This window comes from Stenotrophomonas sp. 05N423 (genome assembly GCF_056397145.1).
This window is the reverse complement of the sequence record NZ_JBFTMV010000002.1, coordinates 123,953-150,359: the sequence shown is the minus strand read 5'-3', so window position 1 is coordinate 150,359 and position 26,407 is coordinate 123,953. Positions and strand designations below refer to the sequence as shown.

The following is a 26,407-nucleotide window of genomic DNA, read 5'->3' as shown; positions in this document are numbered from 1 at the left end:
TGATGCATCGGGTGGATGGAACCTTGTTCACGGGACGCCTTGCACGGAAATGCCGATCCTGTTTTCCACGGCATTGCCGGATCCCGCTATCTGATTGAGTTGCAGCACACCACCGAAGCCGCGCAACGCGGATGCCTCCACCGCCACCCTTCGGATGGCGCGTGGATCGCCGGCAACGAACCGCTCCCCTGCCGACGCGAACGCGGACGGCGAAGCCATCGCTTCGTCCCCCGCTTCGCGTATGCCCTGTGCGGCCAGCGCGACGGCCACGGAGTTGAGCTCCGCATTGCCGCCGCCACTGGCCTGATTGATCGAAACGAGGCCGCCTGCGCCAGCCAGCGCATTGCCGCCGATGCTGGCCGAGGCGGCCAACGGCGCGGTGGCCTGGCTGTCCGCCTGCGACTGGCGCACATGGATGCCGGCATCGGCCAGGCGACCGACTGCCACGCTGTGCAGATTGGCCTGCAGATTGAGATCGCCCGCCGCCTGGTTGACGCGGATCGCGCCCTGGCTGCCGGCCAGCGCATTGCCGTCGATGCGGCTGCTCTCCTGCAGGTAGGCAAGCATCGGCGCGTAGGGGTCGGCCTGCTGCGCCCACGCAGCGGCGCTGCCCGACAACAACAGGATCTGCAGGAGCAGGACCGGCATGCGACCACGGAGAGCGCGCGCGGCCATTTCAACGGCCTCCCGGTCCGGCCGGCTGGCCCATCGGGAACTGCGCGAGCGCACCGCGCACCTGGTCGCCGATACCGCGGGTGGCCCCACCGACGGCCCCCATCGGCCCACCGATGGTCCGCGCGAGCTGGGCGCCGGACAGCATCCCGCCCTCGCCCACGGCATGGCCCAGCGCAGTGCCGACCATGCCGCCGGTCACCCGTTCGACGGTGGTCTGCCCGGCATGCGCGGACGAGGGCCGGTCCATCGCCGAGTCGATGGAGGCATAGCCGTCCTCATCCAGTTCGTCGATGCCACCGCCGGTGCCCAGTGCCGCGGCCAGCTCCCGGCGCGGCGAGGGATCGACGATCAGCGCCATTCCCGGCGGCTGCATCCGGTATGCCGGCCGGGTGGGAACATCGCGCAGCAGCACGATTTCGCCGGGTTGCGCCTTCACGCCCTGGCGCGCGCCCGAAGCCTGGACGGTGCCGCTGGCGCCCATCGCCAGCACGCATCCGATCAGGATCGAAAACGGATATGGGTTCCTGCCTGCCATCGCCCTGCCTCCCCGGTCAACGCGGGAGGCGGAGCAGCATCCATGCCAAGCCATGTTTTCATTTAAAAACAAAGACTTGAAATAAGACTCGAGATGGTTCGCCTGTATCGCCCTTTACACCCCACACCCTCCACACAGCTGGCTCGAGCGCATGGCGACGCAGCGCATGGGCGTCAAAGCGCGGTGTATCAGTCGGGTTACAGGTTGGCGCTACAGGGGGTTACACACCCGGTCCGGTTGCCGGATCGGCGGGCGGCCAGATTTCTTCCACTGGCGACGCCGCGGTAACCGGTGCGGATCTTCGCCATGAGCGACAGGCCGCATCGAGGCGAACGTCCGGCCGTCATGCGTGTGCGGCATCACCGCGATCCGGGCCGGAAGCGATCCGGCCCGGATGCGGTTTCCTCAGCGTTCCTCGACGCTGAACCTGCCGAACGGTTCCAGCTGCGGCGCCACCGCGTCGCGGTCGCCGACCACGATCACCGACTGCGAATCCGGCGCGTAGTAACGCGCCGCCACCGACTGCAGCTTCGCGGCATCAACGGCGCGGATCCTGCCCACGTACTGGCCAAGGAACTCGGCAGGAAGTCCGGCCAGCCAGTTGCCGGCCAGGGTGCCGGCCACGGCCGCCTGCAGCTGGTTGCTGATCAGGTAGCCGCCGGCGACGTAGCGCTTGGTCGACTCCAGTTCCGCGGCCGGTACCGGCTCCTTGCCCAGTCGATCGAATTCCTTGAAGAACTCCTTCAAGGATGCGCCGGTGACTTCGTTGCGCACGTCGGCCGAGGCCGCCAGATTGCCTCCGGCACGCAGGGCCGCCAGTCTTGCGCCGGCGCCGTAGGTATAGCCCTTTTCCTCGCGCAGGTTCTGGTTGAGGCGGCTGCTGATGCCGCTGCCCAGCACGGTGCTGGCCAGTTGCAGCGGCACATAGTCCGGGTCGGTGGCGGCGATGGCCGGGCGGCCGATCCGGAACGTGGACTGCACGCTGCCCGGCCGCGGCAGGATCGCGCGCTGCGCCGCCGCCTGTCGCGGTGCCGGTGCCGTGTCCGCCACGGCCTCGCCCTGCCCCTTCCAGTCGCCGAAGACGCGTTCGGCCTCGGCGAACGCGGTGGCGGCATCGATCCTGCCGGTGATCACCAGCAGGCCATGCCCCGGACGGAAGCGGCGCGCGTGTTCCTGTTTCAGCGCCGCCGGGGTCAGTGCCGGCAAGGTGGCGTGGTCGAGTTGCGTGCGTGCATACGGGTGGTCGCCGTAGACCGCCTTCAGCAGCGCGCGCGAGGCACGGAAACCCGGCTGCGCCTCGGCGGCCTTCAGTTCCTGGGCGGCGTTGGCGCGGGCCAGATCCACTTCGTCGGCGGCGAAGGACGGCGTACGCGCGACTTCGGCGAGCAGGGTCAGCATCGGCTTGGCCTGAGAGGCCAGCGCCTGGCCGCTGAGCAGCAGGCCATCGACACTGGCGCTGGCACCGACGCTGCCGCCCATGCCCTGGGCCAGTTCGGCGATCTGGCGCGCGTCGTGCGCCTGGGTGCCCGCGGTCAGCAGCTGCGCCAGCACGGTGGCGAAACCGGGCGTGGCGGCGGCATCAGCGGCCAGCCCGGCGTCGCGCATGGCCAGCACGTAGTCCACGCGCGGCAACCCCTGGCGCGGCACGACCCAGACTTCCAGGCCGTTGCTCAGGGTCTTGCGCGCGATGTCCGGCACCGGCAGCGGCTTGTCCGCGGCATAGCCCGGCAGGCTGGCAGGCAGTTCGGGTGTGGCGGCGCTGGCGCCGCCGGAGGCAAGCGAAAGGGCCAGGCCCATCGCGAGCAGGCACGGCATTGGTTTGATCATGGCGGTGTCCTCACTTCTGCTCGGCGGGAGCCAGCATCGCCGCCGGCTTGCGGTCGATGACGGTGCGGTTGGCGGTGGTCAGGTAGGTACGCGCAGCACGCTGCACATCGCCGGCGCTGACCGTCTCGATCCAGCCCGGGATGCGGTTGACCACGTTGGCGTCGCCCCACAGGGTCTGCAGCTTGGCCAGGGCATCGGCGCGGTCCAGGAACATTTCCAGGCCGTCATACCACTGCGCCAGCAGCTGGGTCTTGACCCGTGCCAGCGTCGCCGCATCCACGCCTTCGCTGGCAACCCTGGCGATTTCCGCGTCGATGCCGGACAGCACCGCATCGGCGTCGTGGTCTGGCTTGTACATCGCGAACACCACGAACAGGGTCGGGCCGTCGTACTCCCAGGCGCTGGTCAGGCCATAGAGCGACTCGACGTTCAAGGCCAACTGGCGGCCCTTGACCAGCCCCTGGTGCAGGCGCGAGGCATCGCCTTCGGCCAGCAACGCGCCCAGCACCGCCATCGGCGCCTGGTCACGGCTGCCGCGGTCGGGCATCTTCCAACCCACCGCCAGCGCCGGCACCTGCGCCAGCGCGTCGGACTGCTGCAGGCGGATCTCCTGGGTGTTCAGCCCTTCCTTGTAATCCGGGCGCGGCGGCGTCGGTCGCGCCGGGATATCGCCGAAATAGCGCCTGGCCAGGGCGAAGCCCTGTTCGGGAGTGACATCGCCGGCGATGGACAGCACCGCGTTGTTGGGGCCATAGAAGTCGCGGTGGAAACCACGCACGTCATCGAGGCTGGCGTTCTCCAGATCCTTGAAGCTGCCGTAGCCGTCATGGTTGTTCTCCCACTTGGAGAACGCGTGCTGGCCGATGTCGATCCACATGAAACCGCCATAGGGCTGGTTCTGCACGTTGTTGCGGATCTCCTCCTTGACCACGTCCTGCTGGTTCTTCAGCGTCTCCGGGTTGAAGTCCAGCGTGCGCATGCGGTCCGCTTCCAGCCACAGCATCGGCTCCAGCGCCGACACCGGCGCGGTTTCGATGTAGTTGGTGAAATCGGCGCGGGTGGAGCCGTTGTTGCGGCCACCGCCGCCGGTGATCACGCTGTCGAACACGCCCTTGCGCGCCTGCGGCGTGCCCTGGAACATCAGGTGCTCGAACAGGTGCGCGAAGCCGGTGCGGTTGCGCGGTTCCAGGCGCATGCCGACGTGGTAGACCACGCTGATCCCGACCACCGGGGCGCTGTGGTCCTCGGACACCACCACGGTCAGGCCGTTGTCGAGTTTCTCGACCGCCACCGGCACCCGCCACTGGTCGGCGTTGGCGGCAGCCGCCGTGCCGGCCAGCGCGCAGCCGGCCAGCAGGAGCATTCGTTGCAGCATCATGGAGCGACTCCTTTCGTTGTCATGGGCAGGCCGGACGGCCGCCGCCACCATAATGCGCCCGCGATATGCGGATATCCGCCGGAGGTCATGCCTCCGACGGACGGTCAGTCCACCCCGACGCCGGCGCGGACCGGGGCATCGTAGACCTGCTGGTCCAGCAGCCCGGTTTCCTTGGCCACGATCACCGGCACCACCATCTGCCCGGTGACGTTGGTCATGGTGCGCATCATGTCCAGCACGCGGTCGATGGCGTACAGGTAGCCGATGGTCTCCAGCGGCAGGTTGGCCGCGCTCAGCACCACGGTGGCCATCACCACCGCCGTGCCCGGCACGCCGGCGGTGCCGAAACTGCCCAGCACCGAAGCGATCAGCACCACCACGTACTGTTCCGGAGTCAGCGGCACGCCCGTGTACTGGGCGATGAACACCGCGCACAGCGCCGGGTAGATCGCGCCGCAGCCGTCCATCTTGATGCTGGCGCCCAGCGGCACGGCGAAGGAGGCGTAGTCCTTGTTGACGCCGAGGTTGGCGGTGATCGAGCGCATCGCCACCGGCATCGCCGCGAAGCTCGACGACGCCACGAACGCCACCTGCATGCCCGGCGCCGCGCCGCGGAAGAACTTGATCGGGTTCAGGCCATGCGCCAGCAGCAGGCCGCTGTAGACCACCACGATGTGCAGCGCGCAGGCCACGTACAGCGCCAGCACGAAATTGCCCAGCGGCAGCAGTTTCTCGAAGCCATAGCTGCCGACCAGGCCGGCGATCAGGCCGAAGGTGCCCAGCGGGGTCATTTCCAGCACGAAGCGCGTGACCTGGATCATGACCTCGCTCATCTGCCCGGCCAGCTTGCGCGCCTCGCCCACCTTGTCGCCGAGCTTGACCATGGCGAAGCCCAGCAGGCCGGCGAAGAAGATCACCGGCAGGATCGAACCGCGCCCGGCCGCCAGCACGGTATCGCCGGCGGCGTTGATCCGGGTGCCGATGCCAGACAGCGCGTAGAACACGTTGGACGGCACCACGTCCATCAGCACCTTGGCCACCGACGGCACGTCGCGCGGGGTGTAGGCGCTGTCCATCGCCAGGGTGAGGCCACCGGTGCCCGGCTGCATCAGCGTGCCCACGCCCAGGCCGACGCACACCGCCAGCACGGCGGTGACGATGAACCACAGGAAGGTGCGTCCGCCCAGCGCGGCCACCGACTTCTGCCCGTGCAGCGAGCCGATGGCGCTGATCACCGCGAAGAACACCAGCGGCACGGCGATCATCTTGATCAGGGTGACGTACAGCTCGCCCAGCGGGCCGAACCAGACGTCGGCGGCCGGGCCCAGCACCCAGCCGGCCAGCGCACCGAGCACGAAGCCGCCAGCCACGCGCTGCCAGAACGGGATCCGCAACCAGGCAGAAACCAGCTTCATAGAGGTGATCCGGGAACTTTTTCAGGGACCGGAACGATAGCGCAAGCCCGGTGGCGGCACGATCCCCGTGCGGAAAAGCTGCGTGTCATCGGCACGCCTTTTCTGGCTTGTCATAATGGCCGTCTGTTCATGATCGATGGTCGACCGCATGCGCCACGCCACTCCCCTGCTCGCCGCCCTGTCCACCCTGCTGCTCGGCGCCTGCGCCAGCACCGCCGCGCCCAGGGCGCCGCAGGCCTTCGCCGTCGAAGTGCCGGCAGTCAGCCACCCGCAGGGCGAGACGCCGCAATGGTGGTACCGCAACGGCGCCGCGCAGGCCGCCGCCAACGGCGCGATGGCCGGCAGGGCGAAGAACGTGATCCTGTTCCTGGGCGACGGCATGAGCCTGACCACCGTGGCCGCCGCGCGCATCCTCGAAGGCCAGCGCCACGGCAACCCGGGCGAGGAGAACCTGCTGTCCTGGGAGCGATTCCCGGCTACCGCCTTCAGCAAGACCTACAACACCGATTCGCAGACGCCGGATTCGGCCGGCACCATGACCGCCATCACCACCGGCGTGAAGACCCACATGGGCGCCATCGGCGTCAGCGCCGGCAACCGCAGCGACTGCGCCGACAGCCTGAACAAGCACGCCCTGACCTGGCTGCAGCTGGCCGACAGCGCCGGCATGGCCACCGGCGTGGTCTCCACCGCGCGCCTGACCCACGCCACCCCGGCCGCGACCTACGCCCATTCGCCGGACCGCAACTGGGAGAACGACACCGACCTGCCGGAAAAGGCCCGTGCGGCCGGTTGCGTGGACATCGCCCAGCAGCTGCTGTCGACCTCGCGCTACGGCCGCGGCCCGCTCGTCGCCCTGGGCGGCGGCCGTGGCCAGTTCACCACCGTCAACGAGCAGGACCCGGAATACGCCGACAAGGTCGGCCTGCGCCTGGACGGCCGCAACCTGGTGGCCGAATGGCAGGCCGCGCATCCGCAGGGCGCCTACGTGTGGAACGCCGAGCAGCTCAAGGCCGCCGCCGGCGCGCCGACGCTGCTGGGCCTGTTCGAACCCGACCACATGCAGTACGAGCAGGACCGCGCAAAGGACCCGGCCGGCGAACCGTCGCTGGCCGAACTGACCCGCGCCGCCATCGCCAACCTGTCCAGGCACCAGGAAGGTTATGTGCTGATGGTGGAAGGCGCGCGCATCGACCACGCCAACCACAGCGGCAACGCCGCGCGCGCGCTGGGCGACACCATCGCCCTGTCCGACGCGGTGCGCGCGGCGGTCGAGGCGACCTCGGCCGAGGACACCCTGATCATCGTCACCGCCGACCATTCGCACACGCTCAATTTCGTCGGCTACCCGGCGCGCGGCAACGCGATCCTGGGCAAGGTCAAGGACAAGGGCGGCGAGGACGGCGCCGGCGGCATCGACCTGGCCCGCGACGCCACCGGCCTGCCCTACACCACGCTCAGCTACGCCAACGGCCCCGGCTACACCGGCGCCAGCAACCGCCAGCCGGCCGGCCCCAAGACCTTCCCGCACACGCCCAGCAGCTATGAGCCGGCACAGGGCCGCCCCGACCTGACCCACGTTGACACCGAGCACCCGGACTACATGCAGGAAGCGCTGGTCCCGGCCAAGGCCGAGTCGCATGGCGGCGAGGACGTCGGCATCTGGGCGCGCGGTCCCGGCAGCGTGGCGGTGCGCGGCACGATGGAGCAGAACGCGATCTACCACCTGATCGTGCAGGCCACTCCGCGCCTGCGCGAACGCCTGTGCGCGCAGGGCACCTGCGATGCGCAGGGCGTGCCGGTGGACCTGCCGCAGCCGGCGAAGTTCGAACGCAAGGCGCCTTGAACCACGCGCGATGGCACACGTCGGGGCCAGCGGCGGCACTGCTGTCGCAGGCCCTGCTGCCCGCCCTGGCCTGCGCCGGGAACCCTGCCATCGCCGCGATACCGACCGCTTCGAGGTACTGCCCGGCTGCCGGCAGACGGAGCCGGGCACGCTCGCCATCAGCACCGGGGCGCTGGCGCGGCTTCGATTCGATGAAAAAACGGCAGGACGGCCGTTTTTCACGGCGAAGCCGCGCGAAGGGTGACGCACAGGGATGTGCGTCATGAAAACGGACTGGCCGCGCTGCAGGCAGGCCGGCAGTACTACTACGTCCGCCGCGATGGCGCCGGTCTGCCGGTCGTCACCCATGACAACGGTCCGGACTACTTCGCCGACGGCCTGACCCCGGCGCGGGTGGATGGCCGGATCGGCTCACGGCACCGGCCTGCAGCCGGCCTTCGCCACGCGCCTCGACTGGGGCTTCCCGTTCCGGAACGGGAAGCCGGAGCCTGCAACGGCTGCCACGAAGGCACACCCGATGCCTATGGCCATGCGGGCATCGTCGGCGGCATGCGTTTCCGCGTCGATCGTCAAGGCAACGTGCTGCCGGACTCGCCGTAGCGAAAGGGCTTGCTTCTCCGGAGCGTCCGGCGCGCGTTGAAACGCATGGGAGAGGGGTTTCCTGTCCCTTCTTGGCCGCCAATGCGCGGAAGAACGATCCGCCTGTATGCCCCTCACGACTGAAGCCGCTCCTACAATGCGGCGATGGAATCATGCCTGTCACCGCTGACTGACCTCACCGCGCCGGTGCTGGCCGGTTTCAGCGGCGGGCTGGACTCGACCGTGCTGCTGCACCTGCTGGCGAACGCCCCGACGGCACGCGAGCGCGGCCTGCGCGCCGTGCACGTGCACCACGGGCTGCAGCCGGCCGCCGACGACTGGGCCGCGCACTGCCAGCAGGTCTGCGATCAATGGCAGGTGCCGCTGCAGATCGTGCGCGTACGGGTGGACGCCGGAGCCGGCGAAGGCCCGGAGGCCACCGCGCGCCACGCCCGCCATGCCGCGTTCGCCGGACTGCTGCGGCCGGGCGAATGGCTGGCGCTGGCGCATCATCGCGACGACCAGGCCGAAACCTTCCTGCTGCGTGCCCTTCGCGGTTCGGGCGTGGACGGTCTGGCGGCGATGCGCGAGCACCGCGACTTCGCTGGCGGGCGGCTGTGGCGGCCGCTGCTGCACACCCCGCGCGCTGCGCTGGAAGCCCATGCCCGCCAGCACGGTCTGCGCTGGATCGAAGATCCCAGCAACGGCGACGACCTCTTCGACCGCAACTTCCTGCGCAACGCGGTAATGCCGTTGCTGGCCACGCGCTGGCCGGAAGCGGCCGCCATGTTCGCGCGCAGCGCCGAACTCGCCGGCGAGGCGGCGACGCTGCTGCATCACCACGACGAACAGGCGCTGGACAGCTGCCGCGACGACGGCAATTCACTCGAAGTCGCCGCGCTGTCCGCGCTGCCGGCCGCCACGTGCGCCCGCGTGCTGCGCCTGTGGGTCCGGCAATGCGGCCTGCCGCCGCTGCCGGGCAATGGCGTGGCCCGCATCCGGCATGACCTGCTCGGCGCCGGCCACGACCGGCAGGCGGAATTCCGCTGGCGGGACGCGCGCATCGTGCGCTGGCGCGACCGCCTGCATGCCGCCCCCGGCAGGCGCGCATGGCCGCCCGGCTGGCAGGCCGAATGGGACGGCCGCGCGCCCCTGGCACTGCCCGATGGCGGCGTGCTGGCGCTGCACGGCACTCCCGGTTTCGACGCACCGCTGCGCGTACGCCAGCGCCAGGGCGGCGAACGCATCCACCTGCCCGGCCGCAGCCATTCGCACCTGCTCAAGCACCGCCTGCAGGCCTCGGACATCCCGCCCTGGCTGCGCGCGCACCTGCCGCTGCTGTGCGATGGCGCGCAGGTGCTCGCCGCTGGCGACCGCATCGTCGCCGCGCCCTTGCACGACTGGTTGCAGGCGCGCGATGCACGGCTGCGCTGGCTGGCGCCGGGCAGCGCGAATTGACCCGCTACCGCCCGCCGCTCACACTTCCCCCATGTCCAAGAAGTCCCCCAACGAGACCTCGCCGGTCGCCCACTTCGAGCAGTCGCTGGAAGAACTGGAGCAACTGGTGGAGAAGATGGAAACCGGCGAGCTGAGCCTGGAGCAGTCGCTGGCCGCCTACGAACGCGGCGTCGGCCTGTACCGGCAATGCCAGCAGGCGCTGGAACAGGCCGAACTGCGCGTGCGCCTGCTTACCGATCCGGCGCAGCCGGAGAAATCCGAACCGTTCCAACAGGCCGGCGATGTCGACTGAGGCCCTGTTCGCCGGCTGGATCGAACGCACCGGACAGCACCTGCACGCCGTATTGCCCGACCCCGACGCGGCACCGCAGCGCCTGCACCAGGCCATGCGCTACGCCGCGCTGGGTGGCGGCAAGCGCATGCGGCCGCTGTTGGTGCGCGCCGCCGGCCACCTGTTCGACGCCGACCCGGCCCTGCTCGATGCGCCGGCCAGCGCGGTCGAACTGGTCCACGCCTATTCACTGGTGCACGACGACCTGCCGGCGATGGACGACGACGACCTGCGCCGCGGCCGCCCCACCACCCACGTCGCCTTCGACGAAGCCACCGCGATCCTGGCCGGCGACGCGCTGCAGACCCGTGCCTTCGAACTGCTCGCCGAAGCCCCGCTGCCGCCAGCGCTGGCCGTGGCCTGCCTGCGCACCCTGGCGACCGCTTCCGGTGCGGCCGGCATGTGCGGCGGGCAGGCGCTGGACATCGACGCCACCGGCCGCCAGCAGCCGCTGTCCGACCTTGAGCGCATGCATGCGCTCAAGACCGGCGCGCTGATCCGCGCCGCGGTACGCATGGGTGCGCTGTGCGGCGGCGCCGGCGAGACCGAGCTGGCGCGGCTGGACGGCTTCGCCGACGCGCTCGGCCTGGCCTTCCAGGTGCGCGACGACATCCTCGACGTCGAGGCCAGCTCCGAGCAGCTGGGCAAGACCGCCGGCAAGGACGCGGCGCAGGACAAATCCACCTTCCCGGCGCTGCTGGGCATGGACGGCGCCAAGGCGCGGCTGGAAGCGCTGGCCATCGACATGCGCGACGCGCTGGCGCCGTTCGGCCCGCGTGCCGGGGCGCTGTCGGCGCTGGCCGAGCTGGCGATCCGCCGCTCGCATTGACGCTTCGCCTGCTTCATCGCACACCACGGCGCGATGGAGCAGGCTCCGGACGACGCAACAGAAAAGGCCCGGGAATCCCGGGCCTTTTCTGTTGCGTCGCACTGCCGCCGGATTACTTGATCAGGCGGATCGCGAACGGATAGCGGTAGGCCTGGCCCTTGTTGGCTGCCAGACCGGCAACGATGCTGAGCACGATGCAGGCGATCCAGGCGACCAGGTTGATCAGCGCGCCGATCAGGATGATCGAAAGGATGGTGCCGATGATGTAGACGCCCAGCAGCGTGAGCTGGAAGTTCAACGCTTCCTTGGACTGGTCGGTGAGGAACGACTTCTGCGGGTTGTCCTTGTTCACCAGCCACATGATCAGCGGCACGATGAAGCCCAGGATGATGCCCGACAGGTGCACCAGCATGGCCAGGGTGTTGTCGTCGGAGCCGGCCGCCGGCGGAGTGCTGTTCTCGTAATCGCTCATGGTGTTTCCCTTTACCCTTGGTCTTGTGGAATGTGTGGGGTGGCTGTCATCCGCGGTCCCCTGGATCGCCCCGCAGCGGCGGCTGCCGAAGAATACGTCAATCGTCGCCCGCGACCGTCATTCTCCCGACAAGGATCGATCCTGTCGAGATATGCGAACGCGGATCGACATCGCTGCCCACCGCTTCGATGCTGGCGAACATCTGTTTCAGATTGCCTGCGATGGTGATGCCGTCCACCGGCCAGGCGATCTGCCCGTTCTCGACCCAGAAACCACCGGCGCCGCGCGAGTAGTCGCCGGTCACGCCGTTGACGCCCTGCCCCATCAGTTCGGTGACCAGCAGCCCGGTACCCATACCCGACAGCATGGACTGCAGGTCGCCGGCATTGGTCGCGACCTTGAGGTTGTGCACGCCGCCGGCGTTGGCCGTGGTCTGCAGGCCCAGCCGGCGCGCCGAGTAACTGCCCAGGACGTAGCGCTGCAGCACGCCGCCGCTCACCAGCGTCGAATCACGCGTGGCCACGCCCTCGCCGTCGAACGCGCACGAGCGCAGGCCGTGGCGCAGCAGCGGCTGTTCGTCCATGTGGAACCAATCGGGGAACAGCTGCGTGCCGGCGCTGTCCAGCAGGAAGCTGGCGCGCCGGTACAGCGCGCCGCCGGAGATGGCCGACAGCAGGTGACCGACCAGCGAGCGCGCGACCTCGGCGGCGAACAGTACCGGTACCTGCCCGGTCGGCAGGGAGCGCGGCTGCAGGCGGGCGACCGTGCGCTCGGCCGCACGCCGGCCGATGGCCTCCGGGTCCTGCAGGTCGGCACGGGCGATCGCACTGCTGTACCAGCCGTCGCGCTGCATGCCATCGCCCTGGCCTGCGATCAGCGCACAGCCGATGGAGTGGTGGCTGCTGCGCTCGCGGCCGATGAAACCATGCGAATTGGCGTAGACCGACAGGCTCTGCGCGGTCGCCACCGAGGCGCCGTCGGAATTGGCGATGCGGGCGTCGGCGCCGCGCCCGGCCGCCTCACAGGCCAGGGCCAGGTCCACCGCGTGGCGGGCTTCCAGCGTCCACGGGTGCCAGGTATCCAGGTCGGGGAAATCGCGCGCCATCAGCGCGGCGTCGGCCAGGCCGGCGGCTTCGTCGTCCTCGGTATGGCGGGCGATGGCGCAGGCCTGGGCCACGGTCGCCTCCAGGCTGCCTTCCTGCAGGTCGGCGGTACTGGCGCTGCCCTTGCGCTGGCCGAAGTACACGGTGACGGCGATGCCGCGGTCGTGGGTGGATTCGACCGTTTCCACCTCGCCCAGGCGCACGTTCACGTCCAGGCCGCGGTCCTCGCTGCAGCTGACCTCGGCCTGGCTGGCGCCCAGCGCGCGGGCCTTTTCCAGCAGCCGCTGGGAGATGCCGGCCAGGTGTTCCAGCCGCTGCAGGCTGTCGTCGGCGGCGAAGGTTCCGGTGGTGATGGTGTTCAATGCTTTATCCTTTCAGGTATTCGGCTTTTCCTTCTCCCTGCGGAACGGGGCAGGAAGGTGGCGCGCGGCGCCGGACAAGGGCACGGCGCTCTGCCCGTACCCTCCCCCTCTCCCCGCGGGAGAAGGGCTTAATGGATCAACTTTAATCGAGTAACAAGGCAATGCGCGGACGCGACGAAGACACCGGCGAATTTTTCAGCGAGAGCCGCAGCCAGAACCGGCGCGAAGCGCTGGAAGTACTGGCGCTGGGCGAGAAGCTGGTGGAACTGACGGCTGCGCAGCTGGCGCGGCTGCCCATCCCCGAAGACCTGCTCGAGCACATCGAGTACAGCAAGCGCATCACCTCGCACGGCGCGCGCAAGCGCCAGCTGGCGTTCCTGGCCAAGCAGATGCGCCGCGAGGACGACGCCGTGCTGGAAGCCATCCGCGATGCGCTGGAAGCCAACAGCGAGACCTCCAAGCGCGCGGTGGCGCTGATGCACCGCATCGAGCACTGGCGCGAGCGCCTGCTGGCCGAAGGCGATGCCGCGCTGGCCGAACTGCTGGACGAATACCCCGGCGCCGACCGCCAGGAACTGCGCACCCTGGTGCGCAATGCGCTGGCGGAAAAGGCGAAGAACAAGCCGCCGCGCGCGTTCCGCGAGATCTACCAGGTGCTGCGCGACCTGATGCTGCCGGCGCAGGCTGCCGCCGGGCAGGACGAGGAAGACGTCGAACATGATTTCGATGACCTCGACGACGAGGCCGCCGCACGCGACTGAGCGTCCGCCCCTGATGGGCAACTCCCGGTAGCGCCGGCTGCTGGCCGGCACCCCCGCGCATCACGAGACTTCGCCCTTGCCGGCCAGCGGCGGCGCTACGCCTGCGTACCGCCCACGGTGAGGCCGTCGATCAGCAGCGAGGGCTGGCCGACGCCGACCGGCACGCTCTGCCCGTCCTTGCCGCAGATGCCCACGCCTTCGTCCAGCGCCAGATCGTTGCCGATCATGCGTACCTTCTGCATGGTTTCCGGACCGTTGCCGATCAGGGTCGCGCCCTTCACCGGCGCGGTGATCCTGCCGTCCTCGATCAGGTAGGCCTCGGTCGCCGAGAACACGTACTTGCCGCTGGTGATGTCGACCTGGCCGCCACCGAAGTTGACCGCGTACAGGCCCTTTTTCACCGAGCGGATCATTTCCTGCGGATCATGCTGGCCGGCGCGCATGTAGGTATTGGTCATGCGCGGCATGGTCATGTGCGCGAACGACTCGCGACGGCCGTTGCCGGTCGGCGCCACGCCCATCAGCCGCGCGTTGAGCGTGTCCTGCATGTAGCCGACCAGGATGCCGTCCTCGATCAGCGTGGTGCACTGGGTCGGCGTGCCTTCGTCGTCGATGTTGAGCGAACCGCGGCGGCCATCGAGGGTGCCGTCGTCGACGATGGTCACGCCCTTGGACGCCACGCGCTCGCCGATGCGGCCGGCATAGACGCTGGTGCCCTTGCGGTTGAAATCGCCTTCCAGGCCGTGGCCGACCGCCTCGTGCAGCAGCACGCCGGGCCAACCGGGGCCCAGCACCACCGGCATCACCCCGGCCGGCGCCGGGATCGCCTCCAGGTTCACCAGCGCCTGCCGCAGCGCCTCGCGGGCGAAGGCTTCGGGACGCCCGTCGGCGAACAGTTCCCCGTAACCGTAGCGCCCGCCGCCGCCGGCATAGCCGGACTCACGGCGGCCGTCCTGCTCGACGATCACCTGCACGTTCAAGCGCACCAGCGGACGCACGTCGGCGCCGAGCACGCCGTCGCTGCGCGCGATCAGCACCGTGTCGACGCCACCGGACAGGCTCACCATCACCTGCTGCACGCGCGGGTCGGCGGCGCGCAGGTAGCGGTCCAGGCGCTTGAGCACCTCCACCTTGGCCTCGTTGCCGAGGCTGTCCACCGGGTCCAGCGCCGGGTAGAACCCGATTGAAGCCGGCGCACGACTGCCGCCGCGCACCAGCGCGCTGGCGTTGCAGGTGCCGCCATCGCGCGAGATCGCCCGCGCCGACTGCGCGGCGGCCAGCAGCGCCGCCGGCTGGATGTCGTCGGAGTACGCGAAGCCGGTCTTCTCGCCGGCGATGGCGCGCACGCCCACGCCCTGCTCGATGGAATGCGCCCCGTCCTTGACGATGCCGTCCTCCACGCTCCAGCTCTCGCGCCGCGAGTGCTGGAAATACAGGTCGCCGAAATCGACGCCGGGCCCCAGCAGGGTGCCGAAGGTGCGTTCGAGGCGGTTGGCGTCCAGCCCGGCCGGCAGCAGCAGGCGGGATTCGGCAAGCATCAGGGCGTTGTCGGTCATGGCTTTCCAGATGGGGGCAGGCCTGCGGTTCGCAAGCATGCGGCAGAAGCGGTCAAAGCGTGCCGGCGCTGGCCGGGCTCACCGCCGGCGGCGGCAGGCGCGGGGCATCGCGGTCGACTACTTCCACCTTCGGGTCGGACCATGGGCCGGTGACGCGGTAGGTCTTGGCGCCGATCTCGCCCAGCGGCTTGCCCAGCACGGCGTTGGCGGCCGCGCCCACGGCCGCGCCGACCGGGCCGCCGGCGACGGCACCGACCACGGTGAGCAGGTTGCCCGAGCGCGGGTTGACCTCGATGGTCTGGTCGAACCGCTGCGCGCGCAGGTCGGCCTGGCCGCGGATGGCGATGTCCGCCGCCGGGCCCTGCATGCCGATGCGGTCGGTGCGGGCCAGCCCGTCGCCGAAGGCCACCCGGCCCTCGGCCTGGTTGAACGCCAGCCCCTTGGAGAAGAAATCGCGGAAATCCAGCATCAGCCGGCGCGGCAGCTGGGCGATGCTGAGCAGGCCCAGCACCCGTCCCGCCCCCGGCTCGACCTCCAGGATCTGGCCGTTGCGGATGTCGATGTCCAGCGTGCCTTCCAGCCCGGCCAGGTTGAACGCGGACGGCGCACCGTCCCAGCCGGCGTTGAACTGCAGTTGTCCCTGGCCGCCCCGCAACTGCCCGCCATAGCCAAGGTTGTCCAGCAGCCCGCCCAGGTTCTCGCTGTGCACGCTCGCTTCGAAGCCGGTCCGCGCCTGTGCGCCGGTGCCGCGCCATTGGCCGGTCACGTCGATGGCCTGCTTCGGCGAGCGGAACCGCAGCTGCGACACCTGCAGGCCATCGGCCAGCGGGCGGGTGCGCAGCGTGGTCTGCCCCAGTTCGGCCTTGCCGAAGGACAGGTCGCCGATATCCAGCGACAACGGGGGGATTTTCGCCGGGTTGACCGGCTCGGCCGGATGGTCGCCCGCCTCGCCGGCCGCGGCCGTTGCCGCCTGCCAGTGCACCCGCGCCAGCGTGCCGCTGACGGTGCCGCCATCGGCCTCGGGCACCAGCAGGTCGCCGGCCAGCGCCGGCCCCTCCAGTTGCACCGCGACGGCGCCATTGCCCGGGCGCAGGCGCAGCCGGGTCTGGTCGAAGCGGCCGCCGACCAGCAGCAGCTGGTCGGCCAGCACGTCCACCTGCTTCAGCGCGACGCCATCGGCATCGCCGCCGTCACCCTGCCCGCGCGCCAGCGTGATCCACTCCAGCGCGTCCAGCGACGGCGTGCGGCCATCCACCACCAGCCCGTCGGCCGGCGGCTCGCGGCTCACCCGGTCGCTGCCCATGGTCACCTGTACACCGGTCCGGCCGTTGCGGGTGCGCGCGGCCAGCGCCATGCGCCGGCCGAAGGCGACCTCGGTGGTGCCGCTGCCCAGCGGCAGGCTGGCGGTCACCCGGGTCGGCAGGACATCGGCGGCCGGCTTGTCCAGCGGCGCCGGCAGCTGCAGCCGCGTGCCCTGCAGGTCCGAGCGCAGGCTGAGCGTGGTCGGCGGCTCGCTGTGACTGCCTTCGGGCGTTTTCGGCAGCGCCACGCCGATGGTCCAGCGCGAGGTGCCGTGCACATAGGGCTGCAGCCACTTCAGTTCCGGCGCGCGGTCCAGCAGATCCGTGGCGCCCAGCGAGGCGGTCAGTTCCGCCTCGAAGGCATTGCCCGGGTCGCTTACCGGCGTGCCCGCGCTGAGCGACAGCACGCCGTCGTGCTCCTTGTGGCGGACCTGCAGCGCCGGCGCGCGGAAGCCGTCGCTGCCGTATTCGGCCTTGCCGCGCACATTGTCGAAACGCAGGTCCCAGCGGCGGTCGGCCAGGGTCGCGCCGCGCAGTTCCACGTCGCCGTTGACCCGGCCTTCGCCCTCGTGCAGCGGCAGCGACAGGCCGAAATTGACCGCGGCCGGCCCGCTGGCGCTCAACGCGTCCAGCGTATCGCCGTAGGCGGCATGCAGCGGGCTGCGCCGCAGCAGCGCCAGCAGGTGTCCGCTGTCGTCGAGGGTGCGCGCGTCCACTTTCAGGAGCGATTCGTGGAAGTCGGCGATGCCGGCGCGGAAAGCATCGACCTTGACCCCACCGAGGTTGCCCTTGCCCTGCAGCGCGAACCCGTTGGCGATGAAGGCGATGTCGGCATCGACGCCGGTCATGGCCGGCCAGTCGTGCGAGAAACGCAGGGTGCCGTTGTCGATGCGTCCGCCCGCCTCGAAGCGGCCGTCGTTGCCGTCGAACGGCCAGTCGTCGAGGTCGCCCACCGCCAGGCCGGTGCCGCCGCGCAGCTGTCCGTCCACCAGCGCGCCGTCCAGCCAGTCCACCGCCGCCTGGCTCATGTGCGAGCGCACCCAGAACCCCTTGGCGGCGGTGATCGGCACATCGTCCAGCTCCGCCGCCACGTTGATCCACGGCCGCGTGCCATCGCCCTGGAACCACAGGCCGCCGCGCACGTTGGCGGCGTAATCATTGCCCTGCACGCGCATCGCCGGCGTGGCCACGCGCCAGCCGGCGCCTTCGCGCCAGACCACCGCCTGCCCGTCCAGTTTCAGGTCGTGGACCACGCCGAAACCGGTCGGCCAGTCGAAACGCATGGCGTGGGCCGGCTGCAGCCGCAGCGCCACTGCCTGGCCGTCGCCCTCGAAGCGGCCTCGCAGCCCGCTCAGCCCCGGGCTGTCGCCGACCGGGGCGAACGCGGCTTCCTCCAGTTCGCCGGTGCCGTGCATGGCACCGCCCACCTGGCCGGCGATGTCCACATCGGCCAGACGCAGGACCGGCGCGGCATGGAGCAGCCATTGGCGCAGCCCCGGCTCCACCGCGTCGCTGAGCGCGGCGATCCGCAACAGCGGCGTCGCATCGATGCGCCGGCCGCGCAGCGCGAAATCGTGCCCGCCGCCCAGGTGCAGGCCGTCGAGCACCTGCGTGCCGTCCTTGCCGGTGGCGACCCGCAGTTGCGGCGCATCCACGCGCCAGTCGGCGCCTTCGTGCCGCCAGCGCGCGCGCAGTTGCAGGCTGTCGAAGCGGGTGGTCGGCGCCTTGCCGCCGGCGGCGAACGGCGCGCCCGCCAATTCCACCTTCTCCAGCGTGGCGTCGGCGATGACCGAGGCCACGCGGTGATCGCTCAGCGCCACCCAGCTGCGGACCGTGCCGGTGCCCTGGCGCACGTCGATGCCGCCGAAATGCAGCAGCGCGCTCCACGCGGACAGGTCGGCCGGCGCCGCGGCGATCCAGGCGGTGCCATCGCCGCGCTGGCGCTGGAAGTCGAGCACCGCGGTCACCGGCGCGGCGTCGGTGGCGATCCAGGCGCGGGCACCGGCGCGCAGGCGCGTGCCATCAACGCGCAGGCGCAGGTCGATCCGCGGCAGCTCCGCGTCCAGACCCAGCGAGGGCGCATCCAGCCGCAGGCGGCCGCCGATCACCTGCAGCTCGCCGAGCCGGCGCAGGGTTTCCAGCGGGTCGCCGGCGTCGCTGGCACTGGGCAGGCCGCGCACCGACCAGCGGCCGTCGTCGGCCCGTTGCAGGGTCAGCGCCAGTCCGCGCAGGCGCAGCTCGGTCAGCGGCGCGCCCGGCAGCAGACCGGAGTACAGCGACACCAGCACCTCGGCCTGGCCGATGCGCACGCCTTCGCCCTGGCCGATGCGCAGGCCGTCCAGCCGCAGCAACGGCCCACGCCGGGTCCAGGCGGTGTCCAGGCGTTCGAACGCCACCGGCTGGCCGGCGCGTTCGCTCAGCCAGGCCGCCACTTTGTCCGGGTGCCGCTCCACCAGCGGCAGCAATTGGCTGAGGCTGCCCACCAGCACGGCCACGACCACCAGCACCACGGCCAGCGCATAGATCGCATGGCGGCGCAGGTGGCGGAAGCGGTAGCGCGACAGCACGGGCATCGGGAACGGGACCGGAGGGGCGGAGAACGGGAGGAAAGTGGGAAAGAATGCCTGTCGCAGCCGGAATCGCAATGCAACGGCCTTCCCGCCGTCCCTGCCAGCCGCTGCCTGGCAGCGGCTCCCGGTGCCCCGCTACAGCAGGACCACGTCGAACTGCTCCTGCAGGTACTGGTCGTCGGCCTGGAAGCGGATGCTCTTGCCGAGGAACTCCTCCAGCTCGGCCACCGCCGCCGACTCCTCGTCGGTGATGCGCGCCACCACTTTGGTCGAGGCGATCACCAGCAGCCGCGCGGCGTCGAACTGGCGCACCGCGCGGGTGATCTCGCGGAAGATCTCGTAGGTGACGGTCTCGGTGGTCTTGATGCTGCCGCGCCCGCTGCATTCCGGGCAGGGCTCGGACAGCTGCCGCTCCAGGCTCTCGACCGTGCGCTTGCGGGTCATTTCCACCAGGCCCAGCGGCGAGAAGTCGTAGACCGTGGTCTTGGCGTGGTCGCGCGCCAGCGATTTCTCCAGCGTGCGCAGCACCTGGCGGCGGTGCTCGGGATCGACCATGTCGATGAAGTCGATGATGATGATGCCGCCGAGGTTGCGCAGCCGCAGCTGCCGCGCCACCGCCTGCGCCGCCTCCAGGTTGGTGCGGAACACGGTCTCTTCCAGGTTGCGCTGGCCGAGGAAGGAGCCGGTGTTGACGTCGATGGTGGTCATCGCCTCGGTCTGGTCGATGACCAGGTAACCGCCGGACTTGAGCGGCACCTGCTTGTCCAGCGCTCGGCCGATCTCGTCCTCCACGCCGTACAGGTCGAAGATCGGGCGGTCGCCGGTGTACAGCTCCAGCTTCTCGGCCAGCACCGGCATGTACTTGGCGACGAAGGCCTGCAGCTGGGCGAAGGTCTCCTTCGAGTCGACCTTCACCTTCTCCACGTCCTTGCGGATCAGGTCGCGCACCGAGCGCAGCGGCAGGCTCAGGTCCTCGTAGATGATGCTGCGCGGCGGCGCCTCGCGGCCGCGGCGTTCGACCACGTTCCAGACCCGCGACAGGTAGGAGATGTCCTCGGCCAGCGCCTCGGCCGGCTGGCCTTCGGCATTGGTGCGCACGATGTAGCCGTAGCCGCCATGCTGGGCGGAGATCTCCGTCACCAGCGTCTTGAGCCGGGCGCGCTCGGCCTCGTCCTCGATCCGCGCCGATACCCCGACCATCTTCGACTGCGGCAGCAGCACCAGGTAGCGCGAGGGAATGCTGATCTGCGTGGTCAGGCGCGCGCCCTTGGTGCCGATCGGGTCCTTGACCACCTGCACCACCACGTCCTGGCCGTCGCGCAGCAGCTCGACGATAGGCACCGACGACGGCAGCGGCAGGCTGGGCGCGGTTTCATCGGTATCGGCGGCCACCGGCGCCGGCCGCACCACGTCGTTGGCATGCAGGAACGCGGCGCGCTCCAGCCCGACCTCGACGAAGGCCGCCTGCATGCCCGGCATCACCCGCTGCACCCGCCCCTTGTAGATGTTGCCGACCACGCCACGGCGCCAGCCGCGCTCGATGTGCAGCTCCTGCAGCATGCCGTTCTCGATCACCGCCACGCGGGTTTCGCGCGGAGTGACGTTCACCAGTATTTCTTCGGACATCCGTTCAATCCTTCCCTGTCGCGCCGAACCCGCGCAGCAGGGCGGCGGTCTGCTGCAACGGCAACCCCATCACGCCCGAATAGCTGCCCGCGAGCCGGCTGATCCAGCGTTCGGCGCCGCCCTGTATGGCGTAGGCGCCGGCCTTGCCCATCGGTTCGCCGCTGGCGACATAGGCGGCAATCTCGTCCTCGGCCATCGCCGCGAACGTCACCTCCGATTCGACGACGATCAGTTCCTCGCGCCCCTCCGCCACCAGCGCCACCGCGGTGACGACCTGGTGGCTGCGCCCGGCCAGCGAGCGCAGCATGGCCACGGCATCCGCGGCGTCGGCTGGCTTGCCGTAGACCCGGTCGCCCAGGACGACTTCGGTATCCGAGCCGAGCACCACCGCCCGCGGGTCGTCGGTGACCCGCGCCAGGCCGGCGTGCGCCTTGTCCAGCGCGACGCGGCGCACATAGGCCGCCGGCGGTTCGTCGGCGCCACGGATTTCCGGTACGTCCAGGTCCAGCGCGCGGAACGGGATGTCCAGGCGTGCGAGCAGTTCGTTGCGGCGGGGAGAGCGGGAAGCGAGATAGAGCATCGGCGAAGCATAACCTGCGCCCGTTGCAGCCGCGCCTGCCATCCGGCACGCACGGGCAGCTCGCCATGCATGGCCGTTCCCGCCTACGCTTTGCTCCATTGCAGGGTGGAGGGCCAGGCTGAACGATCGGCAAAGCCGCCGCCACCATCGCGACCCCGTCCGGTCTCACCGCCCGTTCATCGCCACCGCACCACCCTCGCATCCATCCAAGGAGGATCCACATGCGCCATTCCACCCTCGCCCCGCTGCTGCTCGCCCTGTCCTTCGCTTCGGGAGCCCCGATGACCGCCCATGCCCAGAACGCCCCGGCCGTCGTGGCCAGCGATGCCACCGTGCTCAACATTTCCGCCCAGGCCGAGGCGCGACGCGTACCGGACGTGGCCGTGCTGTCGGCCGGCGTGGTCACCCAGGCCGCCGACGGCAATACGGCCATGCGCGAGAACGCGGTGCAGATGGACAAGGTGATGGCCGCGATCAAGGCCGCCGGCATCGCCGAGCGCGACATCCAGACCAGCGGCATCAACCTGAGCCCGCAGTACCGCTATGCCGACAACGAGGCGCCGAAGATCATCGGCTACCAGGCCAGCAACACCGTCAGCCTGAAGGTGCGCGACATCGCCAAGCTGGGCAAGGTGCTCGACAGTCTGGCCGCGCAGGGCGCCAACCAGATCAACGGCCCGAGCTTCGAGATCGACCAGCCCGAGCCGGTGTACGACGAAGCCCGCGTGGCCGCGCTGAAGAAGGCCCAGGCCCGCGCCGAGACCTACGCCAAGTCGCTGGGCCTGCGCGTGCGCCGCATCGTCAGCATCTCCGAAGGCAGCAGCGGCGGCTTCCGTCCGCCGATGCCGATGATGGCGATGGCGCGTTCGGCCAAGGCCGAGATGGACACGGCGGTAGCGCCGGGCGAGACCACGCTGTCGGTCAGCCTGGACGTGGTGTTCGAACTGGGCCGTTGATCCGCCTGTACATCCTGTTCCCAAGAAGCGGCGCCTGCGGGCGCCGTTTTCCTGTCTGGCAGCTGAGCGGAAAATCCGTCCCCGCTTGCCGGATCGCCGGTTTGCAGGCGCACTGGCTCCACGCGGGCCGGAACCCAACGCAACCCCGTCCCGCGTCACCGAGCGTTGTTCTCCAGCACACACCCTCGCATGGAGGTGGCACATGGTCCGCACGCAATCCGGCATTTCCCCGATCCGTTTCGACACCTCCCGCATCCTCGCCTACAGCACGGCCATCGCCCTGCACGCGCTGGCGGCGGGACTTCTGCTGATTCCGCTGTCGCAGGTTCCCATCCGCAGCGACGCCGTCCGCCAGGAACCGCGCTGGCAGCTGCCGGAAATCGTCCCCGTGGTGCCGACGCCTCCGCCGCCTGCACCGGTCCCGGTGGTCAGGCAGACACCGCCGCCGACGCAGCACACCCTGCCCGCTCCGGTGGACAACGCGCCGATGCCGGTCTTCGCCACCGAAGCGGTCATCCCGCAACCCGCCGACCTTGGCACGCCCGTCGACACCGGCCCGGTCGCCGATTCGATCGCGCCACCGGCGCCGCTGGCGGGCGTGCAGCTGCGCTACCTGCATGCCCCCGCGCCCGCCTACCCGCGTGACGCCCTGCGTGTCGGCGCGCAGGGCACGGTGACCTTGCGTGTACTGGTCGGCGTGGATGGCTCGCCACTGGAAGTGAGCGTGGAGCGCAGCAGCGGCAACCGCAGCCTCGACAATGCCGCGCGCGCCCAGGTGCTGCGGCAGTGGAAGTTCCAGCCGGCCACCGACAGCGGCCGCCCTGTACAGGCCTATGGCCTGGTACCGGTCGATTTCAAGCTGAATTGAGGCCCTTCCGGCCCGTAGGGAAGCGCAGCTGAACGCTTCCTTGCGGGCCATCTCTGGAAGCCCGCCTATTAATCGATTTTTCACCTTCATCTCACCCGGGGAAAACCTAGATTCGCGGCCGTCGATGTCCCCCGGCCGCCTTTCCGGCGGTCTCCTGCCGCAGTTCCCCTGGAGAGAAGACTGTGAAACATCCGACCCATCGGCAGCCCGCCTGCCGCCAGAACCGCCTCTGCGATTCCATCTCCGCCAGCCTCGCGCGCCTGCTGCTGGTGCCGGCGGCGCTGGCCTTCACCGCCCCGGCGGCTTTCGCCCAGAACGCCCCGGATGAAAAAACCACCAACCTGGATCGCATTACCGTCACCGGATCCAACATTCCACGGGTGACCACGGAAACCGCGTCGCCGGTGCAGGTGATCACCCGCCAGGAAATCGACCGCACCGGCAAGGCCACCATCGCCGAGTACCTGCAGACCCTGACCAGCGACGGCGCCGGTTCCATCCCGAAGAGTTTCGGCACCGGCTTCGCCGGCGGCGGCTCCGGCATCTCGCTGCGCGGCCTCGGCGCAGCCTCGACCCTGGTGCTGCTCAATGGCCGCCGCATGGCGCCATACGGCCTGGCCGACGATGGCCAGAAGGTATTCACCGACCTCAGCGTCATCCCGATGGATGCCGTCGAGCGCGTGGAAGTGCTCAAGGATGGCGCATCGGCCATCTACGGTTCCGACGCCATCGCAGGCGTGGTCAACATCATCCTGCGCAGTGATTTCACCGGCGCCATCGCCAAGGCGTCCTATGGCATGTCCGGCGACAGCGACGGCAACGCCCGCAAGGGGTCGCTGACCGCAGGCATCGGCAACCTGGCCGAGGACGGCTTCAATGCCTTCATCAGCCTGGATGTCAGCAAGACCGACGGCATCCGCATCTCCGACCGGCGCAACCGCAAGTGGATCGGCAACGGCGATCTCAGCCCCTACGGCTATGACCGCATCGCCGGCGGTCAGTTCTTTCCGCTCAACGGCGCCATCACCGCCGGCGGCACGGTTGCCGGCAACTCGCCGGTGGGCAGCATCCGCGATCCGCTGACAGGGATCTACCAGTCCCTGCCCGGATGCGCGCAGTTCTCGAAGATCAACCCTCCCGATGCCGGCGGTGGCTGCCTGTGGGAAACCCAGGATTTCCGCAGCCTCAGCCCGAGCGAGGAATTCGGCAACCTGTTCGCGCGCGGCACCTTCGCCTTGTCGGACAACTTCGAGCTGTACGGCGAGTTCGGCTACTCGAAGAAGAAGACCGAGTTCTACAACACCCCGAGCGGCGTCTCCGGCTCGTGGGGGTATCCCGGCGGGCCGGTCAATGCCAGCAGTGGCAGTGGCGCCACCGTGCTCGGGGCCGGCCACCCTGACAATCCGCTGGGCGTGGATGCGCGCCTGCGCTATGCCGCCTTCGACGTAGGCCCGCGCGTCACCACCAATACCAACGAGTTCACGCGCTTCCTGGTCGGCGTGAAGGGAACGGTCGGCAGCTGGGATATCGATACCGCCTATCTGCATTCGGCCACGCAGCTGGTCAACGAGCGCAGGGGATTCCTGCGCTACAGCCATGTGCGCACGGCACTGACCGACCCGAACAGCCCGGTCGGCTGGTGGTACATAGGTTCGGATGCCGGGCGCAACTCGCAGGCCCTGTACGACTACATCTCGCCCACGATCCGCGCCAATGCCTACACCAGCCTGGACATGATCGACTTCAAGGCCTCGCGCAGCCTCACCGACCTGCGCGGCGGCCCGCTGGGGCTGGCCTTCGGTGCCGAGTACCGCCGGCAGAAAGCGCAGCTCGATCCGCAGACCTATACCGATATCGGCGACATCATCGGCCTGGGCTATTCGGCCTACCGGGGCACGCAGAAGGTGACCGACGCCTACGTGGAAATGGTGGCGCCGGTGCTGCCCTCCCTCGAACTGTCCGGCGCCTTCCGCGTCGACAAGTATGAAGGGGGCGACACCGCCACCACCCCCAAGCTCGGCGTGAAATGGACCCCCGCCGACTGGATCGCATTGCGCGCGACCTATGCCGAGGGCTTCCGCGCCCCGGGCGCGGCCGAATCCGGCGATGGCGGACTGGCGGCCTTCAGCACCGCGCGCGATCCGGTCCGCTGCCCCGGTGGCACGCCCGTGCCGGGCGCCACCGCCGCGGACTGCGCCGTCAACCTGGCCATCATCACCTCGGCCAATCCGAACCTGAAGCCGGAGAAATCCAAGAGCTACACCGCCGGAGTGGTGCTGGACCCGACCTCGACCACCACGCTGACCTTCGATGCCTGGCAGATCAAGCGCACCAACGAGATCAACCAGGGCGACACGGACCAGGCCCTAGCCGCCGGCCGCGGCATCCGTTCGGACAACGACCTGCCGGGCATTCCCAACAGCGGCAGCCTGCTGGCGGTGAGCGTGGACTACATCAACTCCGCACAGACCACGGTGCGCGGCTTCGATTTCGACATCCGCCAGCGCGTCCCCATGGGCAACTACGGCAAGCTGGTGGCGGACCTGCAGTGGACGCGCATCAACTCGTTCAAGCGAGACGATGGCAACGGCGCCATATACGAGTACGCCGGCACGCACGGCAACTGCGACGTCACCAACTGCATCGGCACGCCCAAGGACCGCATCAACCTGGGCCTCACCTGGGATCTCGACCGTTTCAGCGTGAGCGCCATCGCCAACTACATCGGCAGCATGGACAACGTCGCCTTCAAGGGCGACAGCTGCGCCAACCACTTCACCGACGGCACGGACGCCCCGGAGGGCTGCAAGCTGGCCTCGTTCTACACCATCGACCTGTCCGGACGCTGGCGCGTCACCGATGCCTTCGAGGTCTTTGGCTCGGTACAGAACCTCACCGACCGCATCGCTCCACTCGATCCGTTGACCTACGGCGCAGTCAACTACAACCCGCTGCACTACAGCGGCGCCATCGGCCGCTATTACACGCTGGGCGCCAAATACACCTTCAACTGACCCATCGCGGATCGCGAACCGCAAAGGCCCGGGCATGCCCGGGCCTTTGCATTCCCGGCCAGGAATGCTGGCCCGGCAAAAAGCGCACAACAAAAAAGCCCGCATCTCGCGATGCAGGCCTTTCGAATCTGGCGCCCGAAGTTGGACTCGAACCAACGACCCCCTGATTAACAGTCAAGTGCTCTAACCGGCTGAGCTATTCGGGCGGGGACGCGAATTCTATATGAACCTCATCCGCAATGGTAGTGGCCAGTACGGCCGGCTTCCTTGCGCTCCCGTGGCACGCCATGTGGCAAGAACCGTCCCCGGGAGTTGGCGGGCATCAGCCTGAACGGGATTCCCTGCGGGATTCCCGGCTGCCCATG

20 protein-coding genes and 1 tRNA gene are annotated in these 26,407 nt (G+C 69.6%); 9 read left to right on the top strand and 12 right to left on the bottom strand.

What is annotated here, in order from left to right:
* Window positions 1-27: 27 nt before the first annotated feature.
* The 5 genes from AC1DGW_RS04545 to AC1DGW_RS04525 form a co-directional block, all read right to left on the bottom strand.
* Window positions 28-675: a hypothetical protein gene (locus AC1DGW_RS04545; protein WP_478019906.1), complete on the bottom strand. Its 648-nt coding sequence runs from the start codon at window positions 673-675 to the stop codon at window positions 28-30.
* A 1-nt stretch (window position 676) separates the two neighbouring features.
* Window positions 677-1,210 carry a hypothetical protein gene (locus AC1DGW_RS04540; protein WP_478019904.1) on the bottom strand — a complete coding sequence of 178 codons (534 nt, stop codon included), beginning with the start codon at window positions 1,208-1,210 and terminating at the stop codon, window positions 677-679.
* Between the two features lie 405 nt (window positions 1,211-1,615).
* Window positions 1,616-3,037, bottom strand: a complete 1,422-nt coding sequence (locus tag AC1DGW_RS04535) for a M16 family metallopeptidase (RefSeq protein ID WP_478019902.1) — start codon at window positions 3,035-3,037, stop codon at window positions 1,616-1,618.
* A 10-nt stretch (window positions 3,038-3,047) separates the two neighbouring features.
* Window positions 3,048-4,415, bottom strand: coding sequence for a M16 family metallopeptidase (locus AC1DGW_RS04530; protein ID WP_478019900.1), 1,368 nt, complete (start codon window positions 4,413-4,415; stop codon window positions 3,048-3,050).
* Window positions 4,416-4,519: 104 nt separating this feature from the next.
* Window positions 4,520-5,830 carry a dicarboxylate/amino acid:cation symporter gene (locus tag AC1DGW_RS04525; RefSeq protein WP_478019898.1) on the bottom strand — a complete coding sequence of 437 codons (1,311 nt, stop codon included), beginning with the start codon at window positions 5,828-5,830 and terminating at the stop codon, window positions 4,520-4,522.
* A 148-nt stretch (window positions 5,831-5,978) separates the two neighbouring features.
* On the opposite strand from AC1DGW_RS04525, the gene AC1DGW_RS04520 reads away from it, so the two are divergent.
* From AC1DGW_RS04520 to AC1DGW_RS04500, 5 genes are all read left to right on the top strand, one after another.
* Complete coding sequence (locus AC1DGW_RS04520) at window positions 5,979-7,676, top strand: alkaline phosphatase (protein ID WP_478019896.1); 1,698 nt, start codon at window positions 5,979-5,981, stop codon at window positions 7,674-7,676.
* A 255-nt stretch (window positions 7,677-7,931) separates the two neighbouring features.
* Entirely contained in the window at window positions 7,932-8,276 is a 345-nt protein-coding gene (locus tag AC1DGW_RS04515; protein ID WP_478019894.1) for a WG repeat-containing protein, read from the top strand.
* 144 nt (window positions 8,277-8,420) lie between these two features.
* Window positions 8,421-9,713, top strand: coding sequence for a tRNA lysidine(34) synthetase TilS (gene tilS / locus AC1DGW_RS04510; RefSeq protein WP_478019892.1), 1,293 nt, complete (start codon window positions 8,421-8,423; stop codon window positions 9,711-9,713).
* A gap of 31 nt (window positions 9,714-9,744) precedes the next feature.
* Entirely contained in the window at window positions 9,745-10,005 is a 261-nt protein-coding gene (locus AC1DGW_RS04505; RefSeq protein WP_478019890.1) for an exodeoxyribonuclease VII small subunit, read from the top strand.
* A complete protein-coding gene (locus tag AC1DGW_RS04500) occupies window positions 9,995-10,873 on the top strand; it encodes a polyprenyl synthetase family protein (protein WP_478019888.1) in 879 nt (292 codons plus the stop codon). The genes AC1DGW_RS04505 and AC1DGW_RS04500 overlap by 11 nt, the downstream gene beginning before the upstream one ends.
* A gap of 112 nt (window positions 10,874-10,985) precedes the next feature.
* Here the strand turns inward: AC1DGW_RS04500 and AC1DGW_RS04495 are convergent, their stop codons facing one another.
* Both AC1DGW_RS04495 and pmbA read right to left on the bottom strand, forming a co-directional pair.
* Window positions 10,986-11,345, bottom strand: a complete 360-nt coding sequence (locus AC1DGW_RS04495) for a DUF4870 domain-containing protein (RefSeq protein WP_456116524.1) — start codon at window positions 11,343-11,345, stop codon at window positions 10,986-10,988.
* A gap of 97 nt (window positions 11,346-11,442) precedes the next feature.
* A complete protein-coding gene (pmbA, locus tag AC1DGW_RS04490; RefSeq protein ID WP_478019886.1) occupies window positions 11,443-12,810 on the bottom strand; it encodes a metalloprotease PmbA in 1,368 nt (455 codons plus the stop codon).
* Between the two features lie 161 nt (window positions 12,811-12,971).
* On the opposite strand from pmbA, the gene yjgA reads away from it, so the two are divergent.
* Entirely contained in the window at window positions 12,972-13,571 is a 600-nt protein-coding gene (gene yjgA / locus AC1DGW_RS04485) for a ribosome biogenesis factor YjgA (protein WP_478019884.1), read from the top strand.
* Between the two features lie 95 nt (window positions 13,572-13,666).
* Here yjgA and tldD read toward each other — a convergent pair whose 3' ends face one another.
* From tldD to AC1DGW_RS04465, 4 genes are all read right to left on the bottom strand, one after another.
* Window positions 13,667-15,127, bottom strand: a complete 1,461-nt coding sequence (tldD, locus tag AC1DGW_RS04480) for a metalloprotease TldD (protein ID WP_478019882.1) — start codon at window positions 15,125-15,127, stop codon at window positions 13,667-13,669.
* A gap of 52 nt (window positions 15,128-15,179) precedes the next feature.
* Window positions 15,180-19,001 carry a YhdP family protein gene (locus AC1DGW_RS04475; RefSeq protein ID WP_478019880.1) on the bottom strand — a complete coding sequence of 1,274 codons (3,822 nt, stop codon included), beginning with the start codon at window positions 18,999-19,001 and terminating at the stop codon, window positions 15,180-15,182.
* Window positions 19,002-19,133: 132 nt separating this feature from the next.
* Entirely contained in the window at window positions 19,134-20,624 is a 1,491-nt protein-coding gene (rng, locus tag AC1DGW_RS04470; protein ID WP_478019878.1) for a ribonuclease G, read from the bottom strand.
* A gap of 4 nt (window positions 20,625-20,628) precedes the next feature.
* On the bottom strand, window positions 20,629-21,204 hold the full coding sequence (locus AC1DGW_RS04465) for a Maf family nucleotide pyrophosphatase (RefSeq protein ID WP_478019876.1): 576 nt from the start codon (window positions 21,202-21,204) through the stop codon (window positions 20,629-20,631).
* A gap of 221 nt (window positions 21,205-21,425) precedes the next feature.
* On the opposite strand from AC1DGW_RS04465, the gene AC1DGW_RS04460 reads away from it, so the two are divergent.
* The 3 genes from AC1DGW_RS04460 (at window position 21,426) to AC1DGW_RS04450 (ending at window position 26,042) form a co-directional block, all read left to right on the top strand.
* Window positions 21,426-22,160: an SIMPL domain-containing protein gene (locus AC1DGW_RS04460; RefSeq protein WP_478019873.1), complete on the top strand. Its 735-nt coding sequence runs from the start codon at window positions 21,426-21,428 to the stop codon at window positions 22,158-22,160.
* A gap of 202 nt (window positions 22,161-22,362) precedes the next feature.
* Window positions 22,363-23,028, top strand: coding sequence for an energy transducer TonB (locus tag AC1DGW_RS04455; protein ID WP_478019871.1), 666 nt, complete (start codon window positions 22,363-22,365; stop codon window positions 23,026-23,028).
* A gap of 182 nt (window positions 23,029-23,210) precedes the next feature.
* The gene (locus tag AC1DGW_RS04450) at window positions 23,211-26,042 is read left to right on the top strand and encodes a TonB-dependent receptor (protein ID WP_478019869.1); all 2,832 of its coding nucleotides are present in this window, start codon (window positions 23,211-23,213) and stop codon (window positions 26,040-26,042) included.
* Between the two features lie 129 nt (window positions 26,043-26,171).
* On the opposite strand, the gene AC1DGW_RS04445 is transcribed toward AC1DGW_RS04450, so the two are convergent.
* Window positions 26,172-26,248 (bottom strand) — tRNA-Asn (locus AC1DGW_RS04445).
* Window positions 26,249-26,407 lie beyond the last annotated feature (159 nt).